The organism is Streptomyces sp. NPDC048462, from assembly GCF_043200175.1.
In the GTDB taxonomy this organism is placed as follows: domain Bacteria; phylum Actinomycetota; class Actinomycetes; order Streptomycetales; family Streptomycetaceae; genus Streptomyces.
Genome location: NZ_JBICXG010000017.1, coordinates 23,800 through 48,005, shown reverse-complemented (window position 1 = coordinate 48,005; position 24,206 = coordinate 23,800). Strand labels below are relative to the sequence as shown.

The following is a 24,206-nucleotide window of genomic DNA, read 5'->3' as shown; positions in this document are numbered from 1 at the left end:
ACGAGGGCCGCCGCACCGCACGGTGCGGCGGCCCTCGTCGTTCGCACAGTCCGGTACGGCAGGATGTGCGGCATGCCAAGTGCAGAGGACACGAGCGTGCAGCAGGAACGGTCCGTCGTACGGCCCACGCGTGAGGACGAGATCGCCGCGGCCGGCAGCGAGCTGATCGGCGGGAGGTCGGGCCGCTGGTCGCGGCTCGGCACCACCGCACTCACCCCCGTTGGTGCGGTCGCGCTGGTCGCGCTGGGGATGTTCGCGCTCGGCATGGTGCAGAAGCTGCCCTGCTACAACTGGGCCTGGTTCCAGGGCGCGGGCTCCCAGTACACCCACGCCTGCTACTCCGATATTCCGCATCTCTACGCCGGGCGCGGGTTCTCCGACGGCCTGGTGCCCTACTTCGACCGGCTGCCCGGCGACATGCAGTATCTGGAGTACCCCGTGCTCACCGGGGTGTTCATGCAGATCGCGGCCTGGCTGACCCCGGGTGGTTCGATCCAGCACCAGGAGCAGGTGTACTGGCTGGTCAACGCGGGCATGCTGATGATCTGCACCGCGATCATCGCCGTCTGTGTCGCGCGCACGCACCGGTGCCGTCCCTGGGACGGCCTCCTGGTCGCCCTCGCACCCGCCTTCGCCCTCACCGCCACGATCAACTGGGACCTGCTGGCCGTCGCCCTCACGGCCGCGGCGATGCTCATGTGGTCCCGGAGCCGGCCGCTGGCGTTCGGCATCCTGATCGGGCTGGCAACGGCCGCCAAGCTCTACCCCGTGCTGCTGCTGGGACCCGCCTTCGTGCTGTGCTGGCGGGCCGGGAAGTGGCGGGCGTTCTGGGTGGCGACGCTCGGCGCCGCGGCCTCCTGGCTGGTCGTCAACCTGCCGGTGATGCTGTTCGCCCCCGACGGGTGGAAGAAGTTCTACACCTTCAGCGAGGAACGCTCGATCGACTTCGGCTCCTTCTGGCTGATCATCACACAGCGCACCGGTGAATCGATCGGCGTCAGCACGGTCAACACCGTCTCGACCCTGGCGACGGTCGCGCTGTGCGCCGCGATCGGCGCGCTGACGCTGACAGCGCCGCGCAGGCCGCGGTTCGCGCAACTCGCGTTCCTCGTCGTCGCGGTGTTCATCCTCGTCAACAAGGTCTACTCACCGCAGTACGTGCTCTGGCTGATCCCCCTCGCCGCGCTGGCCCGGCCGCGCTGGCGGGATTTCCTGATCTGGCAGGCGTGCGAGGTCATGTACTTTCTGGGGATCTGGATGTACCTCGCCTACACGACGAGCGGCGACAAGCACCAGGGCCTGCCGACGGAGGGCTACCAGCTCGCCATCGCCCTGCACCTGCTGGGCACGCTGTACCTCTGCGCGGTGGTCGTGCGGGACATCCTGATGCCGGAGCGGGACGGCGTACGGCACGACGGGTCCGACGATCCGTCCGGCGGGGTGCTCGACGGGGCGCCGGACGCCTTCGTGCTGGGCCGCGCGGCCGCGTATCCGCCGCGCCATGCCGCACTCACGGTCCAGGGGCCGCGCGTGGAGTGGGGCACCGGGGGCAGGGGCACGCCGGCCGCCGACTGAGCGAGGGGCTCGGGGCCGCGGCTGTCGCGGCGGCCCCGAGCGGCTCAGCGGTCGACGAGGCGGTCGAACTGCGTGGTGGTGTGGCGCAGGTGGGCCACCAGCTCGTCGCCGACCCTCGGCTCCTCGGCGTCCGAGGGCACGAACAGGATCGACACCTGCATGTGCGGCGGCTCCGCGAACCAGCGCTGCTTGCCGGCCCAGACGAACGGCGACAGGTTGCGGTTGACGGTGGCCAGGCCGGCGCGGGCGACGCCCTTGGCACGAGGCATCACGCCGTGCAGCGCCTTCGGGGCCTCCAGGCCCACCCCGTGCGACGTACCGCCCGCGACGACCACCAGCCAGCCGTCGGAGGCGGCCTTCTGCTGCCGGTAGCCGAACCGGTCGCCCTTGACGACGCGCGTGACGTCGAGCACCGCGCCCCGGTACTCCGTCGCCTCGTGGTCGCCGAGCCAGAGCCGGGTCCCGATGCGGGCGCGGAAGCGGGTCTGCGGGAACTGCTGCTGGAGCCGGCCCAGTTCCTCGGCGCGCAGGTGGCTGACGAACATCGTGTGCAGCGGCAGCCGGGCCGCCCGGAGGCGGTCCATCCAGGCGATGACCTCCTCGACGGCGTCCGAGCCGTCCGTGCGGTCCAGCGGCAGGTGCAGGGCGAAGCCTTCGAGCCGTACGTCCTCGATGGCGGCGTGCAGCTGCCCGAGCTCCTCCTCCTTGACACCGTGCCGCCGCATCGAGCTCATGCACTCGATGACGACCCGGGCGCCCACCAGGGCGTGCACCCCGTCCACGGACGAGACGGAACGGATGACCCGGTCGGGCAGCGGTACCGGCTCCTCACCCCGCCGGAACGGCGTGAGCACCAGCAGATCGCCGCTGAACCAGTCCTTGATCCGGGCCGCTTCGTAGGTGGTGCCGACCGCGAGTGTGTCGGAGCCGAAACGGATCGCCTCGTCGGCCAGCCGTTCGTGACCGAAGCCGTACCCGTTGCCCTTGCAGACCGGTACGAGACCGGGGAACTGATCGAGCACGGATTTCTGGTGCGCCCGCCAGCGCGCGGTGTCGACGTACAGGGAGAGCGCCATGGCCGGTCCGGAACCTTTCTGGTGGCTGCGGTGTATCAGAGGTGTGAAGAGCTACTTGAAGAGCCCATTGAAACGAATGAAGCCGGTTTCGTCAGCCTTGCGCCACAGATCAGCGGCGCGACATGTAGATGTCGAGGGCCTTGTGCAGCAGCTTGTTGAGCGGGAAGTCCCACTCGCCGAGGTACTCCGCCGCCTGACCGCCGGTGCCCACCTTGAACTGGATCAGTCCGAAGAGGTGGTCGGTCTCGTCCAGTGAATCGGAGATGCCGCGCAGGTCGTAGACGGTGGCGCCCATGGCGTACGAGTCGCGGAGCATCCGCCACTGCATCGCGTTCGAGGGCCTGACCTCGCGCTTGTGGTTGGCGGAGGCACCGTAGGAGTACCAGACGTGACCGCCGACGATCAGCATGGTCGCGGCCGCGACGTTCTCGCCCTCGTGACGGGCGAAGTACAGCCGCATCCGGTTGGGGTCCTCGTTGTTGAGGGCCGTCCACATGCGCTGGAAGTAGCCGAGCGGGCGCGGCCGGAAGTGGTCCCGTTCGGCCGTGATCTCGTACAGCCGCTGCCACTCGGCGAGTTCGGCGTAGCTGCCCTGGACGACCTCGACGCCGGCCTTCTCGGCCTTCTTGATGTTGCGCCGCCAGAGCTGGTTGAAGCCCTTGTGGACGTCTTCGAGCGAGCGGTTCTCCAGCGGCACCTGGAAGATGTAGCGGGGCTGTACGTCACCGAAGCCGGCGCCGCCGTCCTCGCCCTGCTGCCAGCCCATCTTCCGCAGCCGGTCCGCGACTTCGAAGGCGCGGGGCTCGATGTGGGTGGCCTCGACATCGCGCAGGCGCTTCACGTCGGGGTCCTGGATGCCGGCCTTGATCGCCTGTGCGTCCCAGCGGCGGATGACGACCGGCGGGCCCATCTTCACCGAGAAGGCGCCCTGCTGCTTGAGGTGCGTCAGCATCGGCTGCAGCCAGTCCGCCAGGTTCGGGGCGTACCAGTTGATGACCGGGCCCTCGGGCAGATAGGCGAGGTACCGCTTGATCTTGGGGAGCTGTCGGTAGAGCACCAGACCGGCGCCGACGAGCTCGCCGCCCTTGTCGAACCAGCCCAGGCTCTCCGAGCGCCACTCGGCCTTCACATCCGCCCATGCCGGGACCTGCATGTGACTCGCCGCGGGCAGACTCTGGATGTACGCCAGATGCTGCTCTCGGCTGATGGTCCTCAGGGTCAGGCTCATGCGGGGCGCTCCTCGGCAGGTGTGTCCCCATCGGTCAGGGGCTCCGGCTCTCGCGCCGAAGCCTACTGTGACCGGGAAGCGCGCGGTCTGGCCCTGTCGTACCGGGACGGTTCCGGCAGGCGGTGCGGGGGGCGGCGCCGGGCTGCGACGCCGCCCCGGGCCCGTGCCGGGACCGCCGGATACCGGCGGGCTCAGCCCACCACGCCGCCGAAGAGGCCGCCGTGGGCCATACCGAGGAAGAACCCGATGGCAGAGGCTCCGATACCGAGGATCAGCGGGAACCTCTCCCGCGTCGTCACGGAGATGTACTGCCCGTACGCGCCCACGAGAATTCCGACGAGCCCGGCCCACGAGCTGATCAGATGCAGGCCGTGGAACCACGCCGTGACGAACGCGAGGATGCCGAGGGCCAGCGTCACCGCCACCAGGGCGTCCTGGAGTGGATGAGCCTTTCCGTCCGTGGCGAAGAGGGAGACGGACGAGCGGGGTCGCACTGCGTGTGCCATGGAGTACCTCCTGGCCGAAAGGCGGCGCATCGTGGCGCCGCTCACACCCGATGTGTACAGATTGCGTCTCCTGACCACCGGATTTCAACCGGAAGCCTGTCTGCAGGTACTCTGGACGGTCTGCACCGGTGTCTGCCCAGGCCACCCCGCGTCAGCCCCTCCTCGAAGGAAGGCGTTGTCAGTGGTGGCTGATTTACTCGGAGACACTGTTGCTTACGCATCACGACCCTCCTGCCACGGAACGACCGTGGCCGCTGAGTCCAAAGGAGGTGGGTTCCACATGCGTCACTACGAGGTGATGGTCATCCTCGACCCCGATCTCGAGGAGCGAGCAGTCTCCCCGCTGATCGAGAACTTCCTCTCCGTCGTCCGTGAGGGCGAAGGAAAGGTTGAGAAGGTCGACACCTGGGGCCGTCGTCGGCTCGCTTACGAGATCAAGAAGAAGCCCGAGGGCATCTACTCGGTCATCGACCTGCAGGCCGAGCCTGCGGTCGTCAAGGAGCTCGACCGCCAGATGAACCTGAACGAGTCGGTCCTCCGGACCAAGGTCCTCCGTCCCGAGATCCACTGAGCTTCTAGCTCAGTGGTCATCGGGTTCGAGTAGCAGCAAGCAGCCAGAAGCAATCCCCGCCGAGAGGTTCACCCATGGCAGGCGAGACCGTCATCACGGTCGTCGGCAATCTCGTCGACGACCCCGAGCTGCGCTTCACCCCGTCCGGTGCGGCGGTCGCGAAGTTCCGCGTCGCGTCCACTCCCCGCATCTTCGACCGGCAGACCAATGAGTGGAAGGACGGCGAAGGCCTGTTCCTCACCTGCTCGGTCTGGCGGCAGGCGGCGGAGAACGTCGCCGAGTCGCTCACGCGAGGCATGCGCGTTGTCGTGCAGGGCCGGCTGAAGCAGCGGTCGTACGAAGACCGCGAGGGCGTCAAGCGCACGGTCTACGAGCTGGACGTCGAGGAAGTCGGCCCCAGTCTCAAGAGCGCCACCGCCAAGGTCACCAAGACCACCGGTCGCGGTGGCCAGGGCGGCCAGGGCCAGGGTGGATACGGCGGCGGTCAGCAGGGTGGCGGTAACTGGGGCGGCGGTCCCGGTGCTGGTGGCCAGCAGGGTGGTGGCGGTGCTCCCGCCGACGACCCGTGGGCCACGAGCGCGCCGGCCGGCGGCCAGCAGGGCGGGGGCCAGCAGGGCGGCGGAGGCGGCTGGGGCGGAAGTTCCGGCGGTTCCGGCGGTTCCGGTGGCTCTGGTGCCTCTGGCGGCGGCGGCTACTCGGACGAGCCGCCCTTCTAGGGCAGCTCGTACCCCCACTTCTTGATCACACAGGAGAAACACCATGGCGAAGCCGCCTGTGCGCAAGCCTAAGAAGAAGGTCTGCGCGTTCTGCAAGGACAAGACCCAGTACGTGGACTACAAGGACACGAACATGCTGCGGAAGTTCATTTCCGACCGTGGCAAGATCCGTGCCCGCCGCGTCACCGGCAACTGCACGCAGCATCAGCGTGACGTCGCCACGGCTGTCAAGAACAGCCGTGAGATGGCGCTGCTGCCCTACACGTCCACCGCGCGATAAGGGAAGGGTGACCGAATCATGAAGATCATCCTCACCCACGAGGTCTCCGGCCTCGGTGCTGCTGGCGACGTCGTTGACGTCAAGGACGGGTACGCCCGTAACTACCTGGTTCCGCGTGGCTTCGCCATTCGCTGGACCAAGGGTGGCGAGAAGGACGTGGCGCAGATCCGCCGCGCCCGCAAGATCCACGAGATCGCCACGATCGAGCAGGCCAACGAGATCAAGTCCAAGCTCGAGGCCGTGAAGGTCCGTCTGGCCGTTCGCTCCGGCGACGCCGGCCGTCTCTTCGGCTCCGTCACCCCGGCCGACATCGCCTCGGCGATCAAGGCCGCCGGTGGTCCGGACGTCGACAAGCGTCGCGTCGAGCTCGGCTCGCCGATCAAGACGCTCGGCGGACACCAGGTGTCCGTGCGTCTGCACCCCGAGGTCGCTGCGAAGCTCGGCGTCGAGGTCGTTGCTGCCTGATCAGGCCGCATCTCAGCAGAACAGTGAAGGGCCGCACCTCTTGAGGTGCGGCCCTTCGCCGTGTCTCGTGCCGGTGCCTGTTTCACGTGAAACAGGCACCGGACCAGGCTGCTCAGCGAGCGGCGCCGGTGACCAGCCACTTGCCCGAGCGGGTCCGTAGCCAGAGCGTCGCCATACGAACGACCATCATCAGGGTCATCGCACACCACACTGCGGTCAGCCCACCACCGAGGGTGGGAACCAGCAGGGCCACCGGGGCGAAGACCGCCAAGGTGACGATCATGGCCCAGGCCAGATACGGGCCGTCCCCGGCGCCCATCAGCACGCCGTCCAGGACGAAGACGACCCCGGCTAGCGGCTGGGTCAGGGCCACCACCAGCAGGGCGGGGAAGAGGGTGTCCTGGACGGACTGGTCGCTGGTGAACAACGGCACGAACAGCGGTCGGGCGAGGACGATCAGCACTCCGAACAGCACGCCGGAGGCGACGCCCCACTGCACCATGCGGCGGCAGGCCTCACGGGCGCCCCTGGTGTCATCGGCTCCCAGGTACCGTCCGATGATGGCCTGCCCGGCGATGGCGATGGCGTCCAGCGCGAAGGCCATCAGGCTCCAGAGCGAGAGGATGATCTGGTGCGCGGCTATGTCGGTGTCGCCGAGTCGGGCGGCGACGGCGGTGGCGATGAGCAGGACGGCGCGGAGCGACAGCGTACGGACCAGGAGGGGGACGCCTGCCTGGGCGCTGGCCCTGATGCCTGCGACGTCGGGCCGCAGTGAGGCGCCGTGCCGACGGGCGCCCCGGACGACCACGACGAGATAGGCCACCGCCATGGAGACCTGGGCGATCACCGTTCCCCAGGCCGATCCGGCGATGCCGAGGCCGGCTCCGTAGACGAGGCCCACATTGAGGGCTGCGTTCGCCGTGAAGCCGCCGATGGCGACATAGAGCGGGGTGCGGGTGTTCTGCAGGCCCCGGAGCACGCCGGTCGCGGCCAGGACCACGAGCATGGCGGGGATGCCGAGACTGGAGATCCGTAGGTAGGTGGTCGCATACGGGGCCGCGGTGTGCGATGCGCCGAAGATTTCCACGAGCCAGGGGGCCAGCGGGAACACCAGGGCGATGACCGCCAGGCCGAGCACGATGGCCAGCCAGATACCGTCCATGCCCTGGCGGATCGCGGAGGTCAGGTCTCCGGCACCGACCCGGCGGGCAACCGCTGCTGTGGTGGCGTACGCGAGAAAGACGAAGATGCTCACGCCAGTCGTCAGAAGGGCTGCCGCAACGGCCAGGCCGGCCAGTTGCGGGGTGCCGAGATGGCCGACGATGGCGCTGTCGACCATGACGAAAAGGGGCTCGGCCACGAGCGCGCCGAAGGCGGGAACCGCGAGTGCGATGATCTCGCGGTCGTGCCGACGGCGGCTGGGTGGCGGGCTCGCCGGTGCCTGGGTCATGGGGGCCAATCTAATCTTCCACAGGTAACAGATGCAATCCCTTATTGATCCTTACATCTGTGGGAGTCCGGTGTTCTGCTGCGTGTGTGTTGCCGTGATCTTGCGCCGACTCGGAAAGTTTTTCTCCCCCACAGCCGGTGGATGGGAAACGTGCAGGTCAGGCCGGTGATGTCGGGGGTGCTATGAGTTTGTCCACAGTGCTGTCCCCCGGTCCGTGCACAGGTTCCGCGTGGTTCTCCACAGCATCTGGTCCGTCGTCCACATGCCCTGTGGATAACCAGATTGGCTGACGGTGCTCGGAGGCCTACCGTGGTGCGGCGCCCCCACCCCGTTTCGGCCCTGGAAACCGGCAGAACCCGACACACCGCAACCGGAGTCGGGCGTCTTGTTTGTCGGTGCCGTGCCGTAAGAAAGAGTGGCACGGCTAGGTCCGCGGAGCGGACGGGAGGAGGTGGCCGGATGAGTATTCCCGAGCCCTTGGACGACCCTTGGGCCGACACCGGCCCCAGCGACCGGCTGCCCGTTTCCCGCCAGCGCCGGGGCGAGGGCCGTGACCGCGGTGAGCAGCACGACCGCGGCCGGGAGAGCAACGGCTGGGAGGGTGGTTCCCCGGGATTCGAGCGGGTGCCGCCCCAGGATCTCGACGCGGAACAGTCGGTCCTCGGCGGCATGCTTCTGTCCAAGGACGCCATCGCCGACGTCGTGGAGATCATCAAGGGCCACGACTTCTACCGCCCCGCCCACGAGACCGTCTTCCAGGCGATCCTCGACCTCTATGCCAAGGGCGAGCCGGCCGACCCGATCACCGTGGCGGCCGAGCTCGTCAAGCGCGGCGAGATCACCAAGGTCGGCGGAGCTCCGTATCTGCACACCCTGGTCCAGTCGGTGCCGACCGCGGCCAACGCCTCGTACTACGCGGAGATCGTTCATGAGCGCGCGGTGCTCCGCCGTCTCGTCGAGGCCGGTACGAAGATCACGCAGATGGGATACGCGGCCGACGGGGATGTCGATGACATCGTCAACTCCGCGCAGGCCGAGATCTACGCCGTCACCGAGCAGCGGACCAGCGAGGACTATCTGCCGCTCGGCGACATCATGGAGGGCGCGCTCGACGAGATCGAGGCGATCGGTTCCCGCAGCGGGGAGATGACAGGTGTACCGACCGGCTTCACCGACCTCGACGCCCTGACCAACGGCCTCCACCCCGGCCAGATGGTCGTCATCGCGGCCCGGCCCGCCATGGGTAAGTCCACGCTCGCACTGGACTTCGCCAGAGCCTGTTCGATCAAGAGCAACCTGCCCAGCGTGATCTTCTCCCTGGAAATGGGCCGCAACGAGATCGCGATGCGCCTGCTGTCCGCCGAGGCCCGGGTGGCGCTCCACCACATGCGCTCGGGCACCATGACCGACGAGGACTGGACCCGGCTGGCCCGACGGATGCCGGACGTCTCCGCCGCCCCGCTCTACATCGACGACTCCCCGAACCTCTCCATGATGGAGATCCGGGCGAAGTGCCGTCGTCTCAAGCAGCGCAACGATCTCAAGCTGGTGGTCATCGACTACCTGCAGCTGATGCAGTCCGGTGGCTCGAAGCGTGCCGAGAGCCGTCAGCAGGAGGTCTCGGACATGTCCCGAAACCTCAAGCTCCTCGCCAAGGAGCTTCAACTGCCGGTCATCGCGCTCTCCCAGCTGAACCGTGGCCCGGAGCAGCGGACGGACAAGAAGCCGATGGTCTCCGACCTCCGTGAGTCCGGTTCCATCGAGCAGGACGCCGACATGGTGATCCTGCTGCACCGCGAGGACGCCTACGAGAAGGAGTCACCGCGGGCCGGCGAGGCGGACCTGATCGTGGCCAAGCACCGTAACGGCCCGACGGCGACGATCACCGTGGCCTTCCAGGGGCACTACTCGCGCTTCGTGGACATGGCGCAGACCTGACCGGTGCCGTGCACGTCTCGGATCCGGGCGGGCGAAGCCGCTGCCCGGAGCACCTGGTCACCGCAGCCAGAAATAGCCGGGGACAGTGGCAGGGAGCAGGGAGCAGGCGTCCGACGGAGCCGGACCGCCCCCGCTTCCTACCGTGACTCTCGCGACGGCGGCGGGGCGGAGGAAGCCGGCCAAGCGATGTCGTCGAACCCCAGCCACGGCGCGGCGGCCAGGGCGGTGGGCGTCGCGCCGGTGAACGCCCTGATCTCGCGGTGGAGATGGGACTGGTCTGCGTAGCCGCTCACGGCCGCCACCCGAGCGGCGGCGCCACCCGCCGCGAGCAGGTGAGCGGCGTGGTCGAAGCGCACCAGCCGGGCGGCGTGCTTGGGGGTGAGGCCGGCCTGGGACCGGAAGCGGGACCAGAGGCGCTTTCGGCTCCAGCCCAACTCGTGCGCCAGATCGTCGACCCGCAGCTGTCCGCGGACGGCCTGGATCCGCCCCCAGGCGGCAGTCACCACGGGATCGAGCGGTGGGCGGGCGTTCAGCCGCCGGCCAAGGACGTCCGCCGCGATCGTGAACCGCTCGTCCCACGAGGTGGCGGCGCGCATTCTGTTCTCGGTTCGCGCGGCGTCGCGACCCCAGACGTCGGTGAGGGGGACCACCGTCCCGACGAGCTCGGTCGATTCGTCGAGCACCGCGGCGGCCACGACCGGCGACAGCCGGATCTGGAGGCACCGGCACCGCTCGGCCGCCGGGCCGCTGACTCGAAGGCTGCCCGGAATCAGTCCGGCGACCACACTGCCGTGTACGCGCCCGCCGGCGGTGTCGTAGACGGGGCCGGCCCCCTCGCTCAGGTCCACGAACAGGGTGACCGACGGGTGCGCGACCATGCCGATGTCCACGAGAGCCGGTACACGCTGGTCGAACCCGGCCATGCTGATACCCGGAAGGCGCTCCGCCTTTCGCGGGAGGGCGACTTCCACCGAGGTCCAGTCAGGTGACGCGACGGGTCGCACAGCCCCAGGGTAGTGACGGTGTCAGCGGCGTGCGGCTGCGAAGGCCAGCAGCAACTCGGCGGTCAGATCGGGGGCTTCGAGCATGGGGAGGTGTCCGACGCCGGGCAGTTGCTCGACGCGCGCGTTCGGCACCGTGTCGTAGTGGTGTGCCGAGGACGGTTCCCAGCGGCGGTCCGCAGCGCCGAAGATCACCAGGACCGGGACGTCGAGGGCGGCGAGGCGTTCGGGGACGCTTCGTTCGGCGATGTACGCGGTGTTCTGGCGCAGCACCGTCCTGAACGTGCGGTAGCCGATGCCCCGGGCCTCGGCGACCAGCTTGTCCGGGATGTCCACCGGGCGGTTGCATACCGCGGTCATCCCCCTGCGGAGCATCGCGTCCGAGCGGATCGGCCACAGGAGCGGGCCCAGCGGCGGGGCAATCAGCATCCGGAGGAGGGCCGGTTGCGGAAGGAGTGCGTCCGGGCTCGGGCCGCTGCTGATCAGTGCGAGCGAACCGACCAGGTCGGGGCGCTGTTCGGTGAGCGCGGTGGCGATGTAGCCACCGCTGGAGTGACCGATCGCGGTGACCCGGTCGAGGGCGAGCCCGTCGAGCACCGCGGCCAGGCGGTCCGCCTGTTCAGGCACGTCGTACGACGGTGAGGGCGGGGACTGGCCGTGACCCGGGAGGTCGACCCGGATGACGTGGTGCCGGTCGGCGAGTGCCGGCACCACCGGGGCCCAGGAGCCGCCGGAGGACCCCGATCCGTGGATGAGCACCAGCGGCGGTGCCTGGCGCGGACCGTGGCGGACCACGTGCATCCCGTGCAGGTGTGTGACGTCTTCATGTGCCATGCACGAGACGATGCCTGCGCCGCCGGCTGCCGGTCTTGTACAAATGTCGTCACGAGGCCGAATGCCCGCCGGGGCGCGGCGTTTTCGGCCGTCAGCCTGGCTGGAAGAACTCGAGCATCCTTCGGCCGGCGTCCGGTGACATCAGCAGTTCCTGCATCTTCGCGGAGATCCGGGCGGCGGCGGCGGTGCGTTCGAACATCTCGCGTTCGTACTCCTTGAGAGCGGCGGGCACATCGTCCGGGTGCGCGGCCAGCGCGAGGCCGAGCAGGGCGCCGTCGAGCAGCGCCATGTTGGCGCCCTCTCCCACCGGCGGCATCAGGTGCGCGGCATCGCCGAGGAGCGTGACATCCGGTGCCGACGGCCAGGTCAGGCCGGCCGGGAGCGTGGTGAGCGACCGAGGTACGACCATGTCGTCGCAGGCCCTGATCAGCGCGGTGATCCGCGGGGCCCAGCCGGGGAGCAGGTCGATCAGCCTGGCTCGGGCGGCGGCCGGGTCGCCGAACGGGATCCCGCTGGTCGCGAACCAGTCCTCAGCGGTGTTGTAGAAGCTGAGGCCCATGCGAACGCGGCCGTCGCCGTTGCGCTGCGCCGCCAGGGAGATCCCGTTGCCGAGCACCCAGTAGTTGCCGCGCCCGACCATCGCCGCGAGGTCGGGGTGTGTGCGGTCGATGTCGGGAATGCCGATCTCGACGACGTTCTGGCCTATGTGCGTGGGGCGGGCGTCGGTGAGCAGCGCGCGGACCCGGGAACGCGCGCCGTCCGCGCCGACCAGCAGGTCGTACGTGGCGCTGCCGCCGCCGGAGAAGCGGAGCAGGCCGTTCTCGGCGGATTCGAAGGTGTGCCCCCAGTGCACCGCTCCCTCGGGGAGGGAGTCCAGCAGCAGGTCGCGCAGGTCGGCGCGGTCGATCTCGGGGCGGTCGAGCGGGGCGTCGTCGGGCGTGTCCTCCTGGAGGAGCAGGGTGCCGTCCGGCTCCAGGAGTCGCATGTCCTGACCCCCGCCCCGGGCCATCGCGTGGAACCGGTCGATCAGACCGGCCTCGCGCAGCGCCCGCTGGCCGGAGTGGATGTCGAGCATGCCGCCCTGACCGCGTGCGTCGCGGGAGGGCTCCCGTTCGTACACGGTGGCTTCGATCCCGTTCACGTGCAGTACCCGGGCAAGGGCCAGGCCGCCGGGGCCGGCTCCGATGATGGCGATGGTCATGATCGTCCTCCGATACACCGTATTGGCCGATACACTGTATCGCTCCATGCGATGTATTGTTGCGGCATGTTGGTGTGGGAGAGGCCGGAGCCCCCGAATCGCCCCGTGCCGGTCCCGTTGAGCCGGGAGCGCATTGTGCGAGCGGCGATCCAGCTGGCCGATGCGGACGGCCTGGGAGCGGTGTCACTGCGCAAGGTCGCCGCCGCGCTGGATGTCCGTCCGATGCGGCTGTACAGCTACATCGCCAGCAAGGAGGAGCTGCTCGACCTGATGGTCGACGCCGCCTACGCCGAGATCCACCCGGTCGGGGACGGCTGGCGCGAGGTGCTCCGCTCTCATGCCGAGGCCACCCGGCGCGCCGCCCACGAGCACGAATGGCTGGCCGATCTGCTGGGCGGGCGGCCCCAGCTCGGACCGAACGCGCTGGCCAACGGGGAGATCCTGGTGGCCGCGCTGGGCGATGTCGACGTGAACGCCGCCATGCCGGTGGTCGGCGCGCTCAACGCGTACGTGATCGGCGCGGTGCGTCGGGAGAACGCCGAGCGGCGTGCCGAACGGGCCACCGGGATGGACGAGAAGCGCTGGCAGGCCGAACTCGGGCCCTATCTGGTGCGGACGTTCGCCACCGGCCGTTTCCCCGCACTGGCCACGGTGGTGCGCGACGCCGCCCACCTGGACGCGGACCAGACCTTCCGGCTCGGCCTCGACTTCCTGCTCGACGGTATCGAGGCCGGCCTCTCGAAGTGACGCGGTGCCGAAGGGCCGGACCGGCACCGCACATGGCACAACTGGTGCGACGCCGGGACACCGCAGGCCATGGCGTGCCCCGGCGTCATTGGGGCTCGGGCGGGAGGGTCCCGCGCCACACTCGCCAGGTGATCGTGATGCAGCCAGCCCTGGAGAAGTTTCCCTGTGACGACTTCGCGCTCTGGCCGGTCGCCGGGATCGAGTTCCTGAGTCCTCTGCCGCTCAGCGGCGAGCTCACCGAGGCCGAGGTCGGGGCTGCGGTCATGCGCATCGTCGGCTGAAACGACATCGATCCCGCGCCCTCGATCGGCGCGCATCCGACATGACGCCCAAGTCGTAGGCCTCGTTCGCGACGGACGGGAGAGTGTCTCAGTCGAGTACGGCGGCGACGGCCTCGATCTCGACGAGCTGGTCCTTGTAGCCGAGCACGGTGACGCCCATCAAGGTGCTGGGGACGTCGTGGTCGGCGAACGAGTCCCGGACCACCTGCCAGGCGGTCACCAGGTCCTCCTGCCGGGACGACGCGACGAGGACCCGGGTGCTGATGACGTCCTGGAGCGACGCACCTGCGGCGGAGAGGGCGGTTCGCATGTTCTCGATCGCCTTCGCCGCCTGGCCCGCGTAGTCCCCGATCGCCGCCGTGGAGCCGTCCTTGTTCAGTGGACACGATCCGGCGAGGAAGATCAGGCGGGACTCGGCGGGCGCCGTGGCCGCGTATGCGTACTCGGCGACATCGGAGAGGGAGTCGGAGCGGATCAGGATGATGGAACGAGCCATGGTCGCGGGGTCCTTTCCCGGTCGGTGCGGCGGGACGGGCACCCCGCCTGCCGTGTCACGAAGACGGTTGTGCCTGCGCTGCGGCCGGCTCTTCCAGGGGGAGGCACTCGGCGAGCAGATCGAGGAAATCGCGCCAGGCCCGCTCGGCATGGAGTGGGTGGTGGCCGACGCCGGGGAGCACGGTGTGGTCGACCGTCGGGTGGTGGAAGGCGTGGAGGGCACCGCCGTAGACGACGAAGCGCCAGTCGACGCCTGCTGCCTGCATCTCGGAGGTGAACGCCTCGCGGTGGGCGGACGACATGATGGGGTCTTCCGAACCGACGCCGGCCCATACCGGACAGTTGATGCGTGCCGCCTCGCCCGGCCGGCCCGTGTTGAGGCCGTTGATCGTTCCGATCGCGCGGAGGTCGACGCCGTCGCGTCCGAGTTCCAGCGCGATGATGCCTCCGGTGCCGTATCCGATGGCGGCGATCCGTTCGGGGTCGGTCCGTGGTTCGGCGCGCAACACGTCCAGGGCCGCGTGCCCGATGTCCCGCATCCGGTCGGGTGCGGCGAGCAGCGGAGTCACGTGCGCCAGCATTTCTTCGGGGTCGGCCAACACCCGTCCGCCGTTGATGTCGAAGGCGAGCGCCACATATCCCAGTTCGGCCAGGGCGTCGGCCCGGCGGCGCTGGAGGTCGTTCAGGCCGATGCCCTCGGGCCCGAGCAGGACCGCGGGCGCGCGGTCCGCACCGGCCGGGAGCGCGAGGTGACCGATCATCGTCAGGCCGTCGGCCGGGTACTCGACCGTGCGCGTGGTAATCGTCGTCATGCAACTGGACTGTAGTGATCGCCCGGCCCGGGTGGGCGGGTCTTCACCGTCGGCGGAACCCGGCCGGATGCCCGCCTGGCGGAGGCCCATTGACCGGCAGCGGCTTCCGGCACCGAGTCGGTCGGGCGGCCCGGTCGGGTGGGCCGGAGAATGCGGTGGCCCCTGGAGGCTCCGGGCGGTAGTTGTTGACGATGACCACTCCTGCCGAACAGTTGCTTCCGACCACGCAGCGCGCTCTGCTGCACCGCATCGCCACCGCCCAGTCCGATGGGCGCTCACCCTCCTTCGTAGCCGCTGTGCAGCGTCAGGGGCAGCCCGTCTGGCACGGCGCCCGCAGCTGTGTCGACGGCCATGCCCCCGATTCCGACACACAGTTCAGGATCGGGTCCCTCACCAAGATGTTCACCGCGGTGCTGGTTCTGCGGCTGCGGGACGAGGGCCTGTTGGATCTGGCCGATCCGCTGGAGAAGCATCTCCCCGGCACCGGAGTGGGCGAGGTCACCATTCATCAGCTGCTGGGCCACAGCGCGGGACTCGGCGCGGAGTCGCCTGCTCCGTGGTGGGAGCGGACGCCGGGCAGCCTGCGGCCCGAGCTCGCCGATGTGCTCGGTGAGCAGACCCGGATGCACGCGCCCGGTCGGCGTCACCACTACTCCAACCCCGGTTACACGCTGCTCGGAGCCCTGATCGAAGCCGTGCGCGGAGCGTCCTGGGAGCAGGTTCTGCGGCGCGAGGTACTGGAGCCGCTCGGCATGCAGCGCACGAGCCCCGGCCCGGAGGCACCGCATGCCGGAGGCTGGGCCGTCCACCCGTGGGCCGACGCCATGCTGCCCGAGCCGGCCGAGGACCTCGGACTGATGGCAGCGGCCGGCCAGCTGTGGTCCACCACCGCCGATCTTTGCCGGTTCGCCGCCTTCCTTGCCGAGGGGGACGACCGGGTGCTCTGCGCCGCGTCCGTGGCGGAGATGAAGGAGCCGTCCGCACCGGCCGAGTCGGGGGACTGGGAAGGGAATTACGGTCTGGGGCTGCAGGTGATCCACAGGAAGGGCCGCACGCTCGTCGGCCACACCGGGTCACTGCCCGGATTCCTGGCCACCCTGTGGTTCTGCGCCGAGGAGGACGTGGCAGCGGTGGTGTTCGCCAACGCCACCTCCGGGCCGCTGATCGGGGAGGTGGCCGCTGAGCTCGTGGACATCGTCGCGGAGGCCGAGCCCCGCATCCCGGAGCCGTGGCGCCCGCTGCCCGAGGTGGACGCCGAACTGCTCGCGCTGACCGGCCCCTGGTACTGGGGCACGCGTGCCAACATCCTGCGCCTGAAAGCCGATCGCGGACTGGAACTGCGCGGCATCCGCGGTGATGGGCGAGGCGCTCGATTCACTGCCCGGCCGGACGGCACCTGGGTCGGGCTGGACGGCTATTACGCGGGGGAGACGCTGCGGCTCGTCCGCAACGACGACGGCAGCGTGAACCATCTGGACCTGGGCTCGTTCGTCTTCACCCGTGAGCCGTACGACTCCGCAGCGGCCGTACCGGGCGGTGTGGACGAGAACGGGTGGCGTGGCCTGGGAGGTTGAGTGCCGTGTTTCACGTGAAACACGGCAGCGATCCGCTCAGGCGGTCAACTCCTTTTCCAACGGGGTGCGGAAGCGCGGTGTGACCCGCACTTCTCCCACCCAGCCGGCCAGCCGGGATGCCTCTGCCTCGATTGCCGCGGTGGCATCCCGGCCGGTGTCGGTCAGGAGTCGCCATACCGGTTCGCCGTCGGCGCGCAGTGCCCAGCCGCCGACGATCCGGCCGTCCCACCACACGGTGGGGCCGATGTTGCCGGAGCGGTCGAAGAGGGCTGCCCGGTGTTCGGCAGGGAGGTGGAAACCGCGGTCGGCCCAGCCCATCGCGCTCGGGTCGAGGGCGGGAAGCAGCGCCGCCCACGGCTCCGGCGCCGGCTCGGGCGCGGTGTCTCCCGGCGCGACCCAGCCGGTCGAGCCGTCATCGAGGCCCACCTGCTCGGCTTCCGCGGTGGCCAGCGCCTTGCGGACCTGGCCGAGCCCCCAGCCCGTCCACCACTTGAGGTCGGTCTCGGAGGCCGGTCCGTATGAGCGGAGCCAACGCAGGGCCAGCTCCGCCTGCGCTTCGGCGGTGGCGGGAGCCTGCCGAGGTTCGGCCGCAGTCCAGCGGAACTGGCTGGACGTCCAGGAGCCCCGGGGCCGGTCCCGGCGGATCCGCCCCTCGGCCGCCATGATGCGGATGACCCGGGAGGCCACTCCCTGTACCGCTTCGTACTTCTTGCCGGGGAAGACCGTGATCTTCGTACGCAGGGCGGGCACGGCGGCGGAGAGTTCGCTGCCCGTAGCCGCCCCGCGAGCGGTCAGGGCCGCCTGGGTGGCCTTCTCCGCAGCGTTCAGCCAGCGCTCGTCCAGGCCCTGGCCGTCCTCCGCCAGGTGCTTCAGGAAGGTCCGGCGCTCCTTGGCCGCCACAGCGCGCGCGTTCGTCGCCTCGATCTGCGGGGCGAGCGCCTCCGGCGCGACGAAGAGCGTGTTGCGCATGGAGAGGAGCCGGACCAGCGAGACGTCCTCGTACAGGGCCTTCTCCACCGCGGCGACGCCCGGGGCGCGGAGTCGGGCGCACACGGACAGGAAGACCGTGGCCGCGTCGGTGGCGTGCAGAGCGACCAGGGCGTCGGCCACGGCCACCGGGGAGTCCGTCCGTGTGGCGGGTGCCAGGAGATGGCGTCTGACCAGCCTGATGCGGCGCTGTCCGTCGCTGACGTGGTGCATCGTCGTGCCCCTCGGATGCCGGTGTGCGGTCAGAGAGCGAGCTTGAAACCCACATGGCTGGCGACGAAGCCGAGCCGCTCGTAGAAACGGTGCGCGTCGGTCCGGCTCGCATCCGAGGTCAGCTGTACCAACTGGCATTCCTGGCGCCTGGATTCGTCCACCGCCCACCGGATCAGCAGGGTGCCGAGTCCGCTGCCGCGTTCGTCCCCGTGGACGCGGACGCCCTCGATGACGGAGCGCGTCGAGCCGCGCCGGGAGAGGCCCGGGATCACCGTCAGCTGGAGTGCGCCGACGATCCGGTCCGCGCGCACGGCGACCATCAGGTGCTGGTTCGGATCCCCGGCCAGCCGCCGGAAGGCAGCCAGGTACGGCGTGAGGTCGTCCGGCGACTCGCGCTCCGCACCCAGCGGATCGTCGGCCAGCATGGCCACGATCTCCGAGAGGTCATCGACGCCCGCGGTGCGTATTTCCAGATCGCTCATGATCGGCAGCCTACGCAGTGGCCTGGGGTCATGCGGTGCAATCGGCCTGCGGACCGGTCTACACGGGGACCTTCAGCTCCTCGACCGCGCGCACGAGCGGCACCAGCTCGGGGTCTTTGGCGGCCTCGTCGAGTGCGGCGCGCAGTGCTGTGTCGTTGGTCGGCCTGGCCTCGGCGAGCAGGGTGAGACCGGCTTCGGTGACGTCGGTGTAGATGCCCCTGCGATCGGTGTCACAGAGATACCGGGTCAGCAGACCGCGGTCCTCGAGGCGGGTGACCAGGCGAGTGGTGGCGCTCTGGCTGAGCACGACGGCGTCCGCCACCTGCTTCATCTGCAGGTGTCCGCCCGGTCCGCTGTGCTGCCGGCTCAGCACGTCCAGCAGTGAGTACTCCCGCACGCTCAGATCGTGCCGGCTCTGCAGGGCACGCTCGATGTGGGCCTCGATCTTCCCGTGGAGCAGGGAAAGCGCGCACCAGCCCTGGGAGAGGGCGGTCAGTGCCGGGTCCGTCGCTGTCATGGGTGTCTCTCCTCCGTGCTGGAGCTGCTTACGTACAGGATAGGCGACGTACGCAATAGCCCGCGCTTGCAATTAACCAGCGCGTGCAATTATTGTGAACGCTCGTAAGGCGCAGACGCAATCTCCAGGGAAGGTGTAACCCATGCCGCTCGCGCTCCTCGCCCTCGCCATCGGGGCATTCGGTATCGGAACCACCGAGTTCGTGATCATGGGACTGCTCCCCGAGGTGGCCGCGGACTTCCAGGTGTCGATCCCGGCAGCCGGCTTCCTCGTCACGGGCTATGCGCTCGGGGTCGTCCTCGGTGCCCCGCTGATGACCGTGCTCGGTACCAGGGTCACCCGCAAACGCATGCTGATGATCCTGATGGGGCTGTTCGTCGTGGGCAACGTGGTGTCCGCGACCGCACCCGTCTTCGAGGTGATGCTCGCGGGCCGGGTCATCGCGTCCCTCGCCCACGGTGCCTTCTTCGGCATCGGATCTGTCGTGGCGGCCGACCTGGTCGCGCCGCACAAGAAGGCCGGTGCGATCGCGATGATGTTCACGGGGCTCACCGTCGCCAACGTCGTCGGTGTCCCGCTCGGCACCTATGTCGGGCAGAGCGCCGGCTGGCGGGCCACGTTCTTCGCTGTCGCGGCCCTCGGCGTCGTCGGCCTTCTCGGAGTGGCCAGGCTCGTCCCCGACCAGCCCCGCGCCGAAGGCGTCCGGCTCCGCCACGAGCTGGCCGCGTTCCGCAACGTGCAGGTCCTGCTCGCCATGGCGATGACGGTGCTGGGCTTCGGCGGCGTGTTCGCGGCGATCACCTACATCACGCCGATGATGACGGAGATCGCCGGCTACTCGGCCTCCTCGGTCACCTGGCTGTTGGTCCTCTTCGGGCTCGGCATGGTCGGTGGCAACCTGCTCGGCGGCAAGTTCGCCGACCGCCACCTGATGCCCCTGCTGTACGTGTCCCTGGGGGCGCTGGCCGTGGTGCTGTCGCTGTTCACCCTGACCGCGCACAACAAGATCGCGGCAGCCGTGACCATCGTGCTGATCGGTGGCCTGGGCTTCGCTACCGTGCCCCCGCTGCAGAAGCGGGTGCTCGATCAGGCGGCGGGCGCACCGACCCTCGCCTCCGCCGTGAACATCGGCGCCTTCAACCTCGGCAACGCGCTGTCGGCATGGCTCGGCGGCGTCGTCATCGCCGCCGGTCTCGGGTACACCGCGCCCAACTGGGTCGGCGCGGTCCTCGCCGCTTCGGCCCTGGTCCTCGCGGTCGTCTCCAGCAGCCTGGAGCGCCGCACGGCTACCCGGAGCCGGCTCGTCGCCGCTCACATCCCGGAGCCGGCCGCCGCATCCGCCGCCCGGCGCTGACCCCCCGCCCTCCCGCAATCCCCGCACCGCACCAAGGAGTCATCCCCATGAGCAACCTCGCCGCAGCCGTCGCCCCGCTGACCACCCAGGACGCGGAGGGGCTCGTCGACGCGGCCCGTAAGGCCGCCGAGGCCGCGGGTGTCGCCGCGGCGGCCCACCGCGCTGGACCGACCGCTGCTGTTCATCGCCGGCGGCGTTCCGGTCCACCGCGAAGGTCGGCTGATCGGCGCCATCGGCGTCGGTGGCGGGGCGCCCGAGCAGGACCACACGTTCGCGACCAGCGCCGTGGCGGGCCTCGCCTGAGTCCTGGTGGGGAGACATCATCTTCCTTGAGGCCGGGGGCAATTCAGTGGTGCCGACTCCCATGTGGCCGCAGAATTGCCGCACATGGGAGCTGACATTCATGGGTTCGTCGAATGCCGATATCAGTGGGCGGATCCGAAAGCCTTGTGGTCCGGGGCCATTGACCTCGAACTGCTGTATCCGGGCAGGGGCTACGACGCGTTCGGCTGCCTGTTCGGCGTGCGCGACTACGCGGGCTTCGCCCCACTGGCGGCGGAGCGCGGGCTCCCCGCGCTGGTGTCCGACGCCGTACGCACGGAGTTTGACGCGTGGGGCGCCACGGCGCACAGCCCCAGCTGGATCGGCTGGGACGAGCTGAAGGCCGTCGACTGGACCGAACCGGCCGTGACGACGGACCGGCGGATCCATGAGTACACAGCGGTGGATAGCGGTTGGAGCCTCGTCTCCAAAGCGGTCTGGAGTCCACGGTTCGCCGCGGTGGCCGGGCTGCCGGTCGAGCCCGTGGCGGGTGCGCTCGTCGGCTACGGAGGGGAGGAGTGGCCGGAAGGCACGGAGTGGCGGGACGGTGAGCGCCTCTACCGGGTGGAGCGGATGCGCCGGCGTGACGTGGTGCCGGCGGAGGGTGAGTGGAAGCCGGTGTGGTCCGTGATGGAAGCCCTCGCCGCGGTGCACGGCGGCGAGAACGTCCGGCTCACCGTCTGGTTCGACAACTGACGTCCGGTTCGACAACTACCCGGGGCGAGCGCCGCTCCGGAGCCGATTTCCGGACGCGATTCCCAGAGCCGATTCCAGGGCCGGGACACCGGCCGCAGCTTCAGCCCGTCGCCACGCTCAGTGGCGCGAAGCACCGTGTCCAGTCCCCCGGCTGCCGGTCCCCCAGGGTCATCACCGTGGTCTCGGAACCGGGCTGGAGGCCGCGCTCCCCGAGCCAGTCGAGGAGCTCGTGGTGGCGGGCGTCGATGTCGGCCCGCAACGGCAGCTCGGTCGCCCCGGCCAGCGAGGTCACCAGCAGTTTCGCCGTGGCGGTGTCCCGAGCGATCAGCGGACCGATGACCTGGCTGCCCGCGCTCGGCCAGAGAGCCCCGTAACCGACGAGCTCCCCGCTGTCCTCGGCCACCCGCAGATGATCGGCGAAGGCCGGGAGACGGGTCAGCAGATGTGTCCGGTCGAGGCCGAACGCGTCCCCGTCCAGCCGGAGCATGGCCTGCAGGTCCCCGGCCGTTGCGGGACGAACGGTCCGGCCCGGTCGAGCGAGCGCGTCCGGTGCGCCGCCGGTCTCGGCAGTCGGCCGGAAACGGCCGCCCATCCGCTGTGCGGTGCCCACCGCGGCGAACCCGAGCTTCTCGTAGAGCGGGCGGCCCGATGCCGTCGCGTAGAGGCTGAGCGGGGCGCCCCCGGTCCATTCGATCGTCTGGTGCATGAGGTACCGGGCGACTCCTTGTCCGGCATAACGCTCGGCGACCAGCATCATGCCGATGGCGGCCATGCGAGGGCCGTAGGAGGTCACCACACACGTCGCCATCAGGCCCTTGCCGTCAGGATCGTCGATACCGAAAGCCGTTCCCGCCGTGAGGAGCAGCCCCCAGCGGTGCTCGTCACGCGGCCAGCCGCGGTCCTCGCTGAGGTCGGCGCAGGGGACCAGATCGTCCCGGGTGAGACGCCGGACGGGTAGATCGGCGAGCGGGCGGGGCAGTGAGCTGGGCATGAGGGTCAGGCTGTCCGACGCGATGATCGCTCGTCCACCGCTTTAACGGAACTGGCCGAGATCCGCAGGCGCCGGGCCCCCGTTCGTGAGAGCGGCGATGGCCGGCGTCAGCAGACCGATGGTGAGTCCGAGTCAGCTGATGGAGACCGCGACGTGTGCGGCAAGGAGGTTTCGGCGGGGGCGGCGGCTGAGTGGTTTCACGTGAAACACGGTGCCGGGAGCCGTCCGCCCGGTCACCCGCCCCGTCCGCTCCCGATCAACCCAGGTCGGTCGCGTGCATCGCCCGGACGCCCTCGATGTTGCCGTCCAGGTAGTGCCGCAGCGACAGCGGTACGAGGTGCACGGCGGCGATTCCGACCCGGCTGAACGGCACGCGGACGACGTCGTACTCCCCGCAGGGGTCGTCGATCTCGGGTCCGTGGCGCAGGGACAGGTCCATCGAGTCGAGCCGGCAGACGAAGAAGTGCTGGACCTTGACGCCCTTCACTCCGCTGCCCTCGATGTGTTCCACGGTGTCGACGAAGCAGGGGACCACGTCGGTGATCTTGGCCCCGAGCTCCTCGTCCACCTCACGGTGCAGGGCGTCGACGACGGTCGCGTCCTCGGGCTCGACCCCGCCGCCCGGCGTGACCCAGTAGGGGTCGACCCCCGGCTTGGTCCGCTTGATGAGGATGAGGTCGTCGCCGTCGAGCAGGATGGCGCGTGCGGTGCGCTTGACCACAGGACGTTCGGTCATGGCAAGAGAGTGGCCCGCTGGACCCCTTCTGAAACACCTGAGGGCTGCCGGACCGTTCTGCGGTCACCAGTCGGCCGCGGCGCGCACCAGCCACTCGTGCGCGCGAGCGAGATGCGGCAGCGCGAGCGTGCCGGTCCGTGCGGCGAGGAAGTAGGTGCGCAGCGGGGGCACCGGAGGGTCGAGGAGTGCCACCACCTCGCCCCGCTCCAGTGCGCCCTCGCAGAGGTAGCGGGGCAGGACGGCCAGGCCGGCGCCGGCCGCCGTGCACTCCAGGACGGCCCGCAGATCCGGTGCGATGACGGCCCCGGCGGCCGCCGGCCGGGTATCGAAGACCGCGGCCCAGTAGCGGGAGACGAGCGGCAGGCTCTCGTGCACCTCCACCACGGGCAGCTGTTCCAGGACGACCGGGCCGTTGCGCCGCAAGGTCCCCGGGCCGAGCCGCCCGGCCCAGCGGGGCGCGGCGATCAGGACGTGCTCCTCGTCGCAGAGCGGGGTCGCGGTGAGCAGGCCGCCGCGCGGGCGGGCCGTCACGATGGCCAGGTCGTGGTGCCCGGCGGCCAGGCCCTCCAGCGTCTCGTCGGTGTCCGCGGAGAACGAGCTGCGCAGGGCGAGGCCCTGGGCGATCAGCGGGGTGAGCGCGGGCAGCGCCCGTATTGAGGTGAACTCCGGTGGCCCGGCCAGATGCAGGGTCCGGACGCCCGACTCCTCGTCCAGTTCCGTCTCGGCGATCTCCACCAGCGCGTCCAGATGGGGAGCGGCCCGGTGCGCGAGTTCGTCCCCGATGGTGGTGGGGGTCACTCCGCGGGCCCGGCGCAGGAAGAGCGGGCGGCCCAGCTGCCGTTCCAGCGTGCGTATCTGCGAGGTCACGGCGGGCTGGGAGAGGCCGAGGAGCGCGGCGGCCCGGGTGAACGAACCGGCCCGGTGCACGGTGACGAACGTGCGCAGCAGGGCCAGGTCCATGTCCTGTCCCTCCCACCCCGTGCGACGTCTCGGACCCGGACAACCATAAATATGGCGATAGGCCGCTGCCGCTACTGTGATTGGACACTGACTCAGAGTCAACTAGCCTTGTCGAGACGGTGCTTTGCGTGAAGAACGCGGAGGGCCGGGACGGTCCGAGCCACGAGGGGGGAGGCTCGGGCCGTCCGTACAGCCTCGG

26 protein-coding genes and 1 pseudogene are annotated in these 24,206 nt (G+C 69.8%); 12 read left to right on the top strand and 15 right to left on the bottom strand.

Annotated elements, in window-relative coordinates:
• The first annotated feature begins 72 nt into the window (after positions 1 to 72).
• Positions 73 to 1,575 carry a glycosyltransferase family 87 protein gene (locus ACGFU6_RS25960; RefSeq protein WP_393614284.1) on the top strand — a complete coding sequence of 501 codons (1,503 nt, stop codon included), beginning with the start codon at positions 73 to 75 and terminating at the stop codon, positions 1,573 to 1,575.
• 44 nt (positions 1,576 to 1,619) lie between these two features.
• Here ACGFU6_RS25960 and ACGFU6_RS25955 read toward each other — a convergent pair whose 3' ends face one another.
• The 3 genes from ACGFU6_RS25955 to ACGFU6_RS25945 all read right to left on the bottom strand — a co-directional run bounded on the left by ACGFU6_RS25955 (position 1,620) and on the right by ACGFU6_RS25945 (position 4,385).
• Positions 1,620 to 2,651 carry an alanine racemase gene (locus ACGFU6_RS25955; RefSeq protein ID WP_123460457.1) on the bottom strand — a complete coding sequence of 344 codons (1,032 nt, stop codon included), beginning with the start codon at positions 2,649 to 2,651 and terminating at the stop codon, positions 1,620 to 1,622.
• 109 nt (positions 2,652 to 2,760) lie between these two features.
• Entirely contained in the window at positions 2,761 to 3,879 is a 1,119-nt protein-coding gene (locus tag ACGFU6_RS25950; protein WP_393614282.1) for a lipid II:glycine glycyltransferase FemX, read from the bottom strand.
• Positions 3,880 to 4,070: 191 nt separating this feature from the next.
• Entirely contained in the window at positions 4,071 to 4,385 is a 315-nt protein-coding gene (locus ACGFU6_RS25945) for a hypothetical protein (protein WP_123527684.1), read from the bottom strand.
• Between the two features lie 280 nt (positions 4,386 to 4,665).
• On the opposite strand from ACGFU6_RS25945, the gene rpsF reads away from it, so the two are divergent.
• The 4 genes from rpsF to rplI all read left to right on the top strand — a co-directional run bounded on the left by rpsF (position 4,666) and on the right by rplI (position 6,417).
• Entirely contained in the window at positions 4,666 to 4,956 is a 291-nt protein-coding gene (rpsF, locus tag ACGFU6_RS25940; RefSeq protein ID WP_018101872.1) for a 30S ribosomal protein S6, read from the top strand.
• 74 nt (positions 4,957 to 5,030) lie between these two features.
• Complete coding sequence (locus tag ACGFU6_RS25935) at positions 5,031 to 5,672, top strand: single-stranded DNA-binding protein (RefSeq protein WP_393614280.1); 642 nt, start codon at positions 5,031 to 5,033, stop codon at positions 5,670 to 5,672.
• Positions 5,673 to 5,715: 43 nt separating this feature from the next.
• Positions 5,716 to 5,952: a 30S ribosomal protein S18 gene (gene rpsR / locus ACGFU6_RS25930; protein WP_003967857.1), complete on the top strand. Its 237-nt coding sequence runs from the start codon at positions 5,716 to 5,718 to the stop codon at positions 5,950 to 5,952.
• 18 nt (positions 5,953 to 5,970) lie between these two features.
• Positions 5,971 to 6,417: a 50S ribosomal protein L9 gene (gene rplI, locus ACGFU6_RS25925; RefSeq protein WP_073733221.1), complete on the top strand. Its 447-nt coding sequence runs from the start codon at positions 5,971 to 5,973 to the stop codon at positions 6,415 to 6,417.
• Positions 6,418 to 6,529: 112 nt separating this feature from the next.
• Here the strand turns inward: rplI and ACGFU6_RS25920 are convergent, their stop codons facing one another.
• Positions 6,530 to 7,867: an MATE family efflux transporter gene (locus ACGFU6_RS25920; RefSeq protein WP_393614278.1), complete on the bottom strand. Its 1,338-nt coding sequence runs from the start codon at positions 7,865 to 7,867 to the stop codon at positions 6,530 to 6,532.
• 459 nt (positions 7,868 to 8,326) lie between these two features.
• On the opposite strand from ACGFU6_RS25920, the gene dnaB reads away from it, so the two are divergent.
• Positions 8,327 to 9,805 (top strand): replicative DNA helicase, encoded by a 1,479-nt coding sequence (gene dnaB / locus ACGFU6_RS25915; protein ID WP_123524846.1) that lies wholly within the window; start codon positions 8,327 to 8,329, stop codon positions 9,803 to 9,805.
• Positions 9,806 to 9,942: 137 nt separating this feature from the next.
• Here the strand turns inward: dnaB and ACGFU6_RS25910 are convergent, their stop codons facing one another.
• The 3 genes from ACGFU6_RS25910 to ACGFU6_RS25900 all read right to left on the bottom strand — a co-directional run bounded on the left by ACGFU6_RS25910 (position 9,943) and on the right by ACGFU6_RS25900 (position 12,841).
• Entirely contained in the window at positions 9,943 to 10,728 is a 786-nt protein-coding gene (locus tag ACGFU6_RS25910) for a helix-turn-helix domain-containing protein (protein WP_393614414.1), read from the bottom strand.
• Positions 10,729 to 10,830: 102 nt separating this feature from the next.
• A complete protein-coding gene (locus ACGFU6_RS25905; protein WP_393614277.1) occupies positions 10,831 to 11,640 on the bottom strand; it encodes an alpha/beta fold hydrolase in 810 nt (269 codons plus the stop codon).
• 91 nt (positions 11,641 to 11,731) lie between these two features.
• Positions 11,732 to 12,841 (bottom strand): FAD-dependent oxidoreductase, encoded by a 1,110-nt coding sequence (locus tag ACGFU6_RS25900; protein WP_393614276.1) that lies wholly within the window; start codon positions 12,839 to 12,841, stop codon positions 11,732 to 11,734.
• Between the two features lie 66 nt (positions 12,842 to 12,907).
• Between ACGFU6_RS25900 and ACGFU6_RS25895 the strand changes: the two genes are divergently transcribed.
• Together ACGFU6_RS25895 and ACGFU6_RS25890 are read left to right on the top strand one after the other, a co-directional pair.
• Positions 12,908 to 13,588 carry a TetR/AcrR family transcriptional regulator gene (locus tag ACGFU6_RS25895; protein WP_393614275.1) on the top strand — a complete coding sequence of 227 codons (681 nt, stop codon included), beginning with the start codon at positions 12,908 to 12,910 and terminating at the stop codon, positions 13,586 to 13,588.
• 137 nt (positions 13,589 to 13,725) lie between these two features.
• A complete protein-coding gene (locus ACGFU6_RS25890) occupies positions 13,726 to 13,869 on the top strand; it encodes a hypothetical protein (protein WP_393614273.1) in 144 nt (47 codons plus the stop codon).
• An 88-nt stretch (positions 13,870 to 13,957) separates the two neighbouring features.
• Here ACGFU6_RS25890 and ACGFU6_RS25885 read toward each other — a convergent pair whose 3' ends face one another.
• Complete coding sequence (locus ACGFU6_RS25885; protein ID WP_393614272.1) at positions 13,958 to 14,365, bottom strand: RidA family protein; 408 nt, start codon at positions 14,363 to 14,365, stop codon at positions 13,958 to 13,960.
• Positions 14,366 to 14,420: 55 nt separating this feature from the next.
• Complete coding sequence (locus ACGFU6_RS25880) at positions 14,421 to 15,176, bottom strand: dienelactone hydrolase family protein (protein ID WP_393614270.1); 756 nt, start codon at positions 15,174 to 15,176, stop codon at positions 14,421 to 14,423.
• A 191-nt stretch (positions 15,177 to 15,367) separates the two neighbouring features.
• On the opposite strand from ACGFU6_RS25880, the gene ACGFU6_RS25875 reads away from it, so the two are divergent.
• The gene (locus tag ACGFU6_RS25875) at positions 15,368 to 16,750 is read left to right on the top strand and encodes a serine hydrolase domain-containing protein (RefSeq protein WP_393614269.1); all 1,383 of its coding nucleotides are present in this window, start codon (positions 15,368 to 15,370) and stop codon (positions 16,748 to 16,750) included.
• 36 nt (positions 16,751 to 16,786) lie between these two features.
• Here ACGFU6_RS25875 and ACGFU6_RS25870 read toward each other — a convergent pair whose 3' ends face one another.
• Genes ACGFU6_RS25870 through ACGFU6_RS25860 form a run of 3 tightly spaced genes read right to left on the bottom strand, consistent with a single transcriptional unit; the run spans position 16,787 to position 18,949 of the window.
• Positions 16,787 to 17,950, bottom strand: coding sequence for a winged helix DNA-binding domain-containing protein (locus tag ACGFU6_RS25870; protein ID WP_393614268.1), 1,164 nt, complete (start codon positions 17,948 to 17,950; stop codon positions 16,787 to 16,789).
• Between the two features lie 29 nt (positions 17,951 to 17,979).
• On the bottom strand, positions 17,980 to 18,432 hold the full coding sequence (locus tag ACGFU6_RS25865) for a GNAT family N-acetyltransferase (protein WP_393614267.1): 453 nt from the start codon (positions 18,430 to 18,432) through the stop codon (positions 17,980 to 17,982).
• 58 nt (positions 18,433 to 18,490) lie between these two features.
• Entirely contained in the window at positions 18,491 to 18,949 is a 459-nt protein-coding gene (locus tag ACGFU6_RS25860; protein WP_073733208.1) for a MarR family winged helix-turn-helix transcriptional regulator, read from the bottom strand.
• A gap of 142 nt (positions 18,950 to 19,091) precedes the next feature.
• Between ACGFU6_RS25860 and ACGFU6_RS25855 the strand changes: the two genes are divergently transcribed.
• The 3 genes and pseudogenes from ACGFU6_RS25855 to ACGFU6_RS25845 all read left to right on the top strand — a co-directional run bounded on the left by ACGFU6_RS25855 (position 19,092) and on the right by ACGFU6_RS25845 (position 21,320).
• On the top strand, positions 19,092 to 20,303 hold the full coding sequence (locus tag ACGFU6_RS25855; RefSeq protein WP_393614265.1) for an MFS transporter: 1,212 nt from the start codon (positions 19,092 to 19,094) through the stop codon (positions 20,301 to 20,303).
• A gap of 47 nt (positions 20,304 to 20,350) precedes the next feature.
• Positions 20,351 to 20,606, top strand: a pseudogene (locus tag ACGFU6_RS25850) (heme-binding protein).
• Between the two features lie 144 nt (positions 20,607 to 20,750).
• Complete coding sequence (locus ACGFU6_RS25845; RefSeq protein WP_393614264.1) at positions 20,751 to 21,320, top strand: hypothetical protein; 570 nt, start codon at positions 20,751 to 20,753, stop codon at positions 21,318 to 21,320.
• A gap of 100 nt (positions 21,321 to 21,420) precedes the next feature.
• Here ACGFU6_RS25845 and ACGFU6_RS25840 read toward each other — a convergent pair whose 3' ends face one another.
• The 3 genes from ACGFU6_RS25840 to ACGFU6_RS25830 all read right to left on the bottom strand — a co-directional run bounded on the left by ACGFU6_RS25840 (position 21,421) and on the right by ACGFU6_RS25830 (position 24,007).
• On the bottom strand, positions 21,421 to 22,311 hold the full coding sequence (locus tag ACGFU6_RS25840) for a GNAT family N-acetyltransferase (protein WP_393614262.1): 891 nt from the start codon (positions 22,309 to 22,311) through the stop codon (positions 21,421 to 21,423).
• Between the two features lie 256 nt (positions 22,312 to 22,567).
• Complete coding sequence (locus tag ACGFU6_RS25835) at positions 22,568 to 23,047, bottom strand: NUDIX domain-containing protein (protein WP_393614261.1); 480 nt, start codon at positions 23,045 to 23,047, stop codon at positions 22,568 to 22,570.
• 63 nt (positions 23,048 to 23,110) lie between these two features.
• The gene (locus ACGFU6_RS25830; RefSeq protein WP_393614259.1) at positions 23,111 to 24,007 is read right to left on the bottom strand and encodes a LysR family transcriptional regulator; all 897 of its coding nucleotides are present in this window, start codon (positions 24,005 to 24,007) and stop codon (positions 23,111 to 23,113) included.
• Positions 24,008 to 24,206 lie beyond the last annotated feature (199 nt).

Bases quoted from the DNA above. Each gene is read 5' to 3' on its own strand.
- ACGFU6_RS25960 (WP_393614284.1), top strand. From the start codon at position 73: ATGCCAAGTGCAGAGGACACGAGCGTGCAGCAGGAACGGTCCGTCGTA.
- ACGFU6_RS25955 (WP_123460457.1), bottom strand. From the start codon at position 2,651: ATGGCGCTCTCCCTGTACGTCGACACCGCGCGCTGGCGGGCGCACCAG.
- ACGFU6_RS25950 (WP_393614282.1), bottom strand. From the start codon at position 3,879: ATGAGCCTGACCCTGAGGACCATCAGCCGAGAGCAGCATCTGGCGTAC.
- ACGFU6_RS25945 (WP_123527684.1), bottom strand. From the start codon at position 4,385: ATGGCACACGCAGTGCGACCCCGCTCGTCCGTCTCCCTCTTCGCCACG.
- rpsF (WP_018101872.1), top strand. From the start codon at position 4,666: ATGCGTCACTACGAGGTGATGGTCATCCTCGACCCCGATCTCGAGGAG.
- ACGFU6_RS25935 (WP_393614280.1), top strand. From the start codon at position 5,031: ATGGCAGGCGAGACCGTCATCACGGTCGTCGGCAATCTCGTCGACGAC.
- rpsR (WP_003967857.1), top strand. From the start codon at position 5,716: ATGGCGAAGCCGCCTGTGCGCAAGCCTAAGAAGAAGGTCTGCGCGTTC.
- rplI (WP_073733221.1), top strand. From the start codon at position 5,971: ATGAAGATCATCCTCACCCACGAGGTCTCCGGCCTCGGTGCTGCTGGC.
- ACGFU6_RS25920 (WP_393614278.1), bottom strand. From the start codon at position 7,867: ATGACCCAGGCACCGGCGAGCCCGCCACCCAGCCGCCGTCGGCACGAC.
- dnaB (WP_123524846.1), top strand. From the start codon at position 8,327: ATGAGTATTCCCGAGCCCTTGGACGACCCTTGGGCCGACACCGGCCCC.
- ACGFU6_RS25910 (WP_393614414.1), bottom strand. From the start codon at position 10,728: ATGGCCGGGTTCGACCAGCGTGTACCGGCTCTCGTGGACATCGGCATG.
- ACGFU6_RS25905 (WP_393614277.1), bottom strand. From the start codon at position 11,640: ATGGCACATGAAGACGTCACACACCTGCACGGGATGCACGTGGTCCGC.
- ACGFU6_RS25900 (WP_393614276.1), bottom strand. From the start codon at position 12,841: ATGACCATCGCCATCATCGGAGCCGGCCCCGGCGGCCTGGCCCTTGCC.
- ACGFU6_RS25895 (WP_393614275.1), top strand. From the start codon at position 12,908: ATGTTGGTGTGGGAGAGGCCGGAGCCCCCGAATCGCCCCGTGCCGGTC.
- ACGFU6_RS25890 (WP_393614273.1), top strand. From the start codon at position 13,726: ATGCAGCCAGCCCTGGAGAAGTTTCCCTGTGACGACTTCGCGCTCTGG.
- ACGFU6_RS25885 (WP_393614272.1), bottom strand. From the start codon at position 14,365: ATGGCTCGTTCCATCATCCTGATCCGCTCCGACTCCCTCTCCGATGTC.
- ACGFU6_RS25880 (WP_393614270.1), bottom strand. From the start codon at position 15,176: ATGACGACGATTACCACGCGCACGGTCGAGTACCCGGCCGACGGCCTG.
- ACGFU6_RS25875 (WP_393614269.1), top strand. From the start codon at position 15,368: ATGACCACTCCTGCCGAACAGTTGCTTCCGACCACGCAGCGCGCTCTG.
- ACGFU6_RS25870 (WP_393614268.1), bottom strand. From the start codon at position 17,950: ATGCACCACGTCAGCGACGGACAGCGCCGCATCAGGCTGGTCAGACGC.
- ACGFU6_RS25865 (WP_393614267.1), bottom strand. From the start codon at position 18,432: ATGAGCGATCTGGAAATACGCACCGCGGGCGTCGATGACCTCTCGGAG.
- ACGFU6_RS25860 (WP_073733208.1), bottom strand. From the start codon at position 18,949: ATGACAGCGACGGACCCGGCACTGACCGCCCTCTCCCAGGGCTGGTGC.
- ACGFU6_RS25855 (WP_393614265.1), top strand. From the start codon at position 19,092: ATGCCGCTCGCGCTCCTCGCCCTCGCCATCGGGGCATTCGGTATCGGA.
- ACGFU6_RS25840 (WP_393614262.1), bottom strand. From the start codon at position 22,311: ATGCCCAGCTCACTGCCCCGCCCGCTCGCCGATCTACCCGTCCGGCGT.
- ACGFU6_RS25835 (WP_393614261.1), bottom strand. From the start codon at position 23,047: ATGACCGAACGTCCTGTGGTCAAGCGCACCGCACGCGCCATCCTGCTC.
- ACGFU6_RS25830 (WP_393614259.1), bottom strand. From the start codon at position 24,007: ATGGACCTGGCCCTGCTGCGCACGTTCGTCACCGTGCACCGGGCCGGT.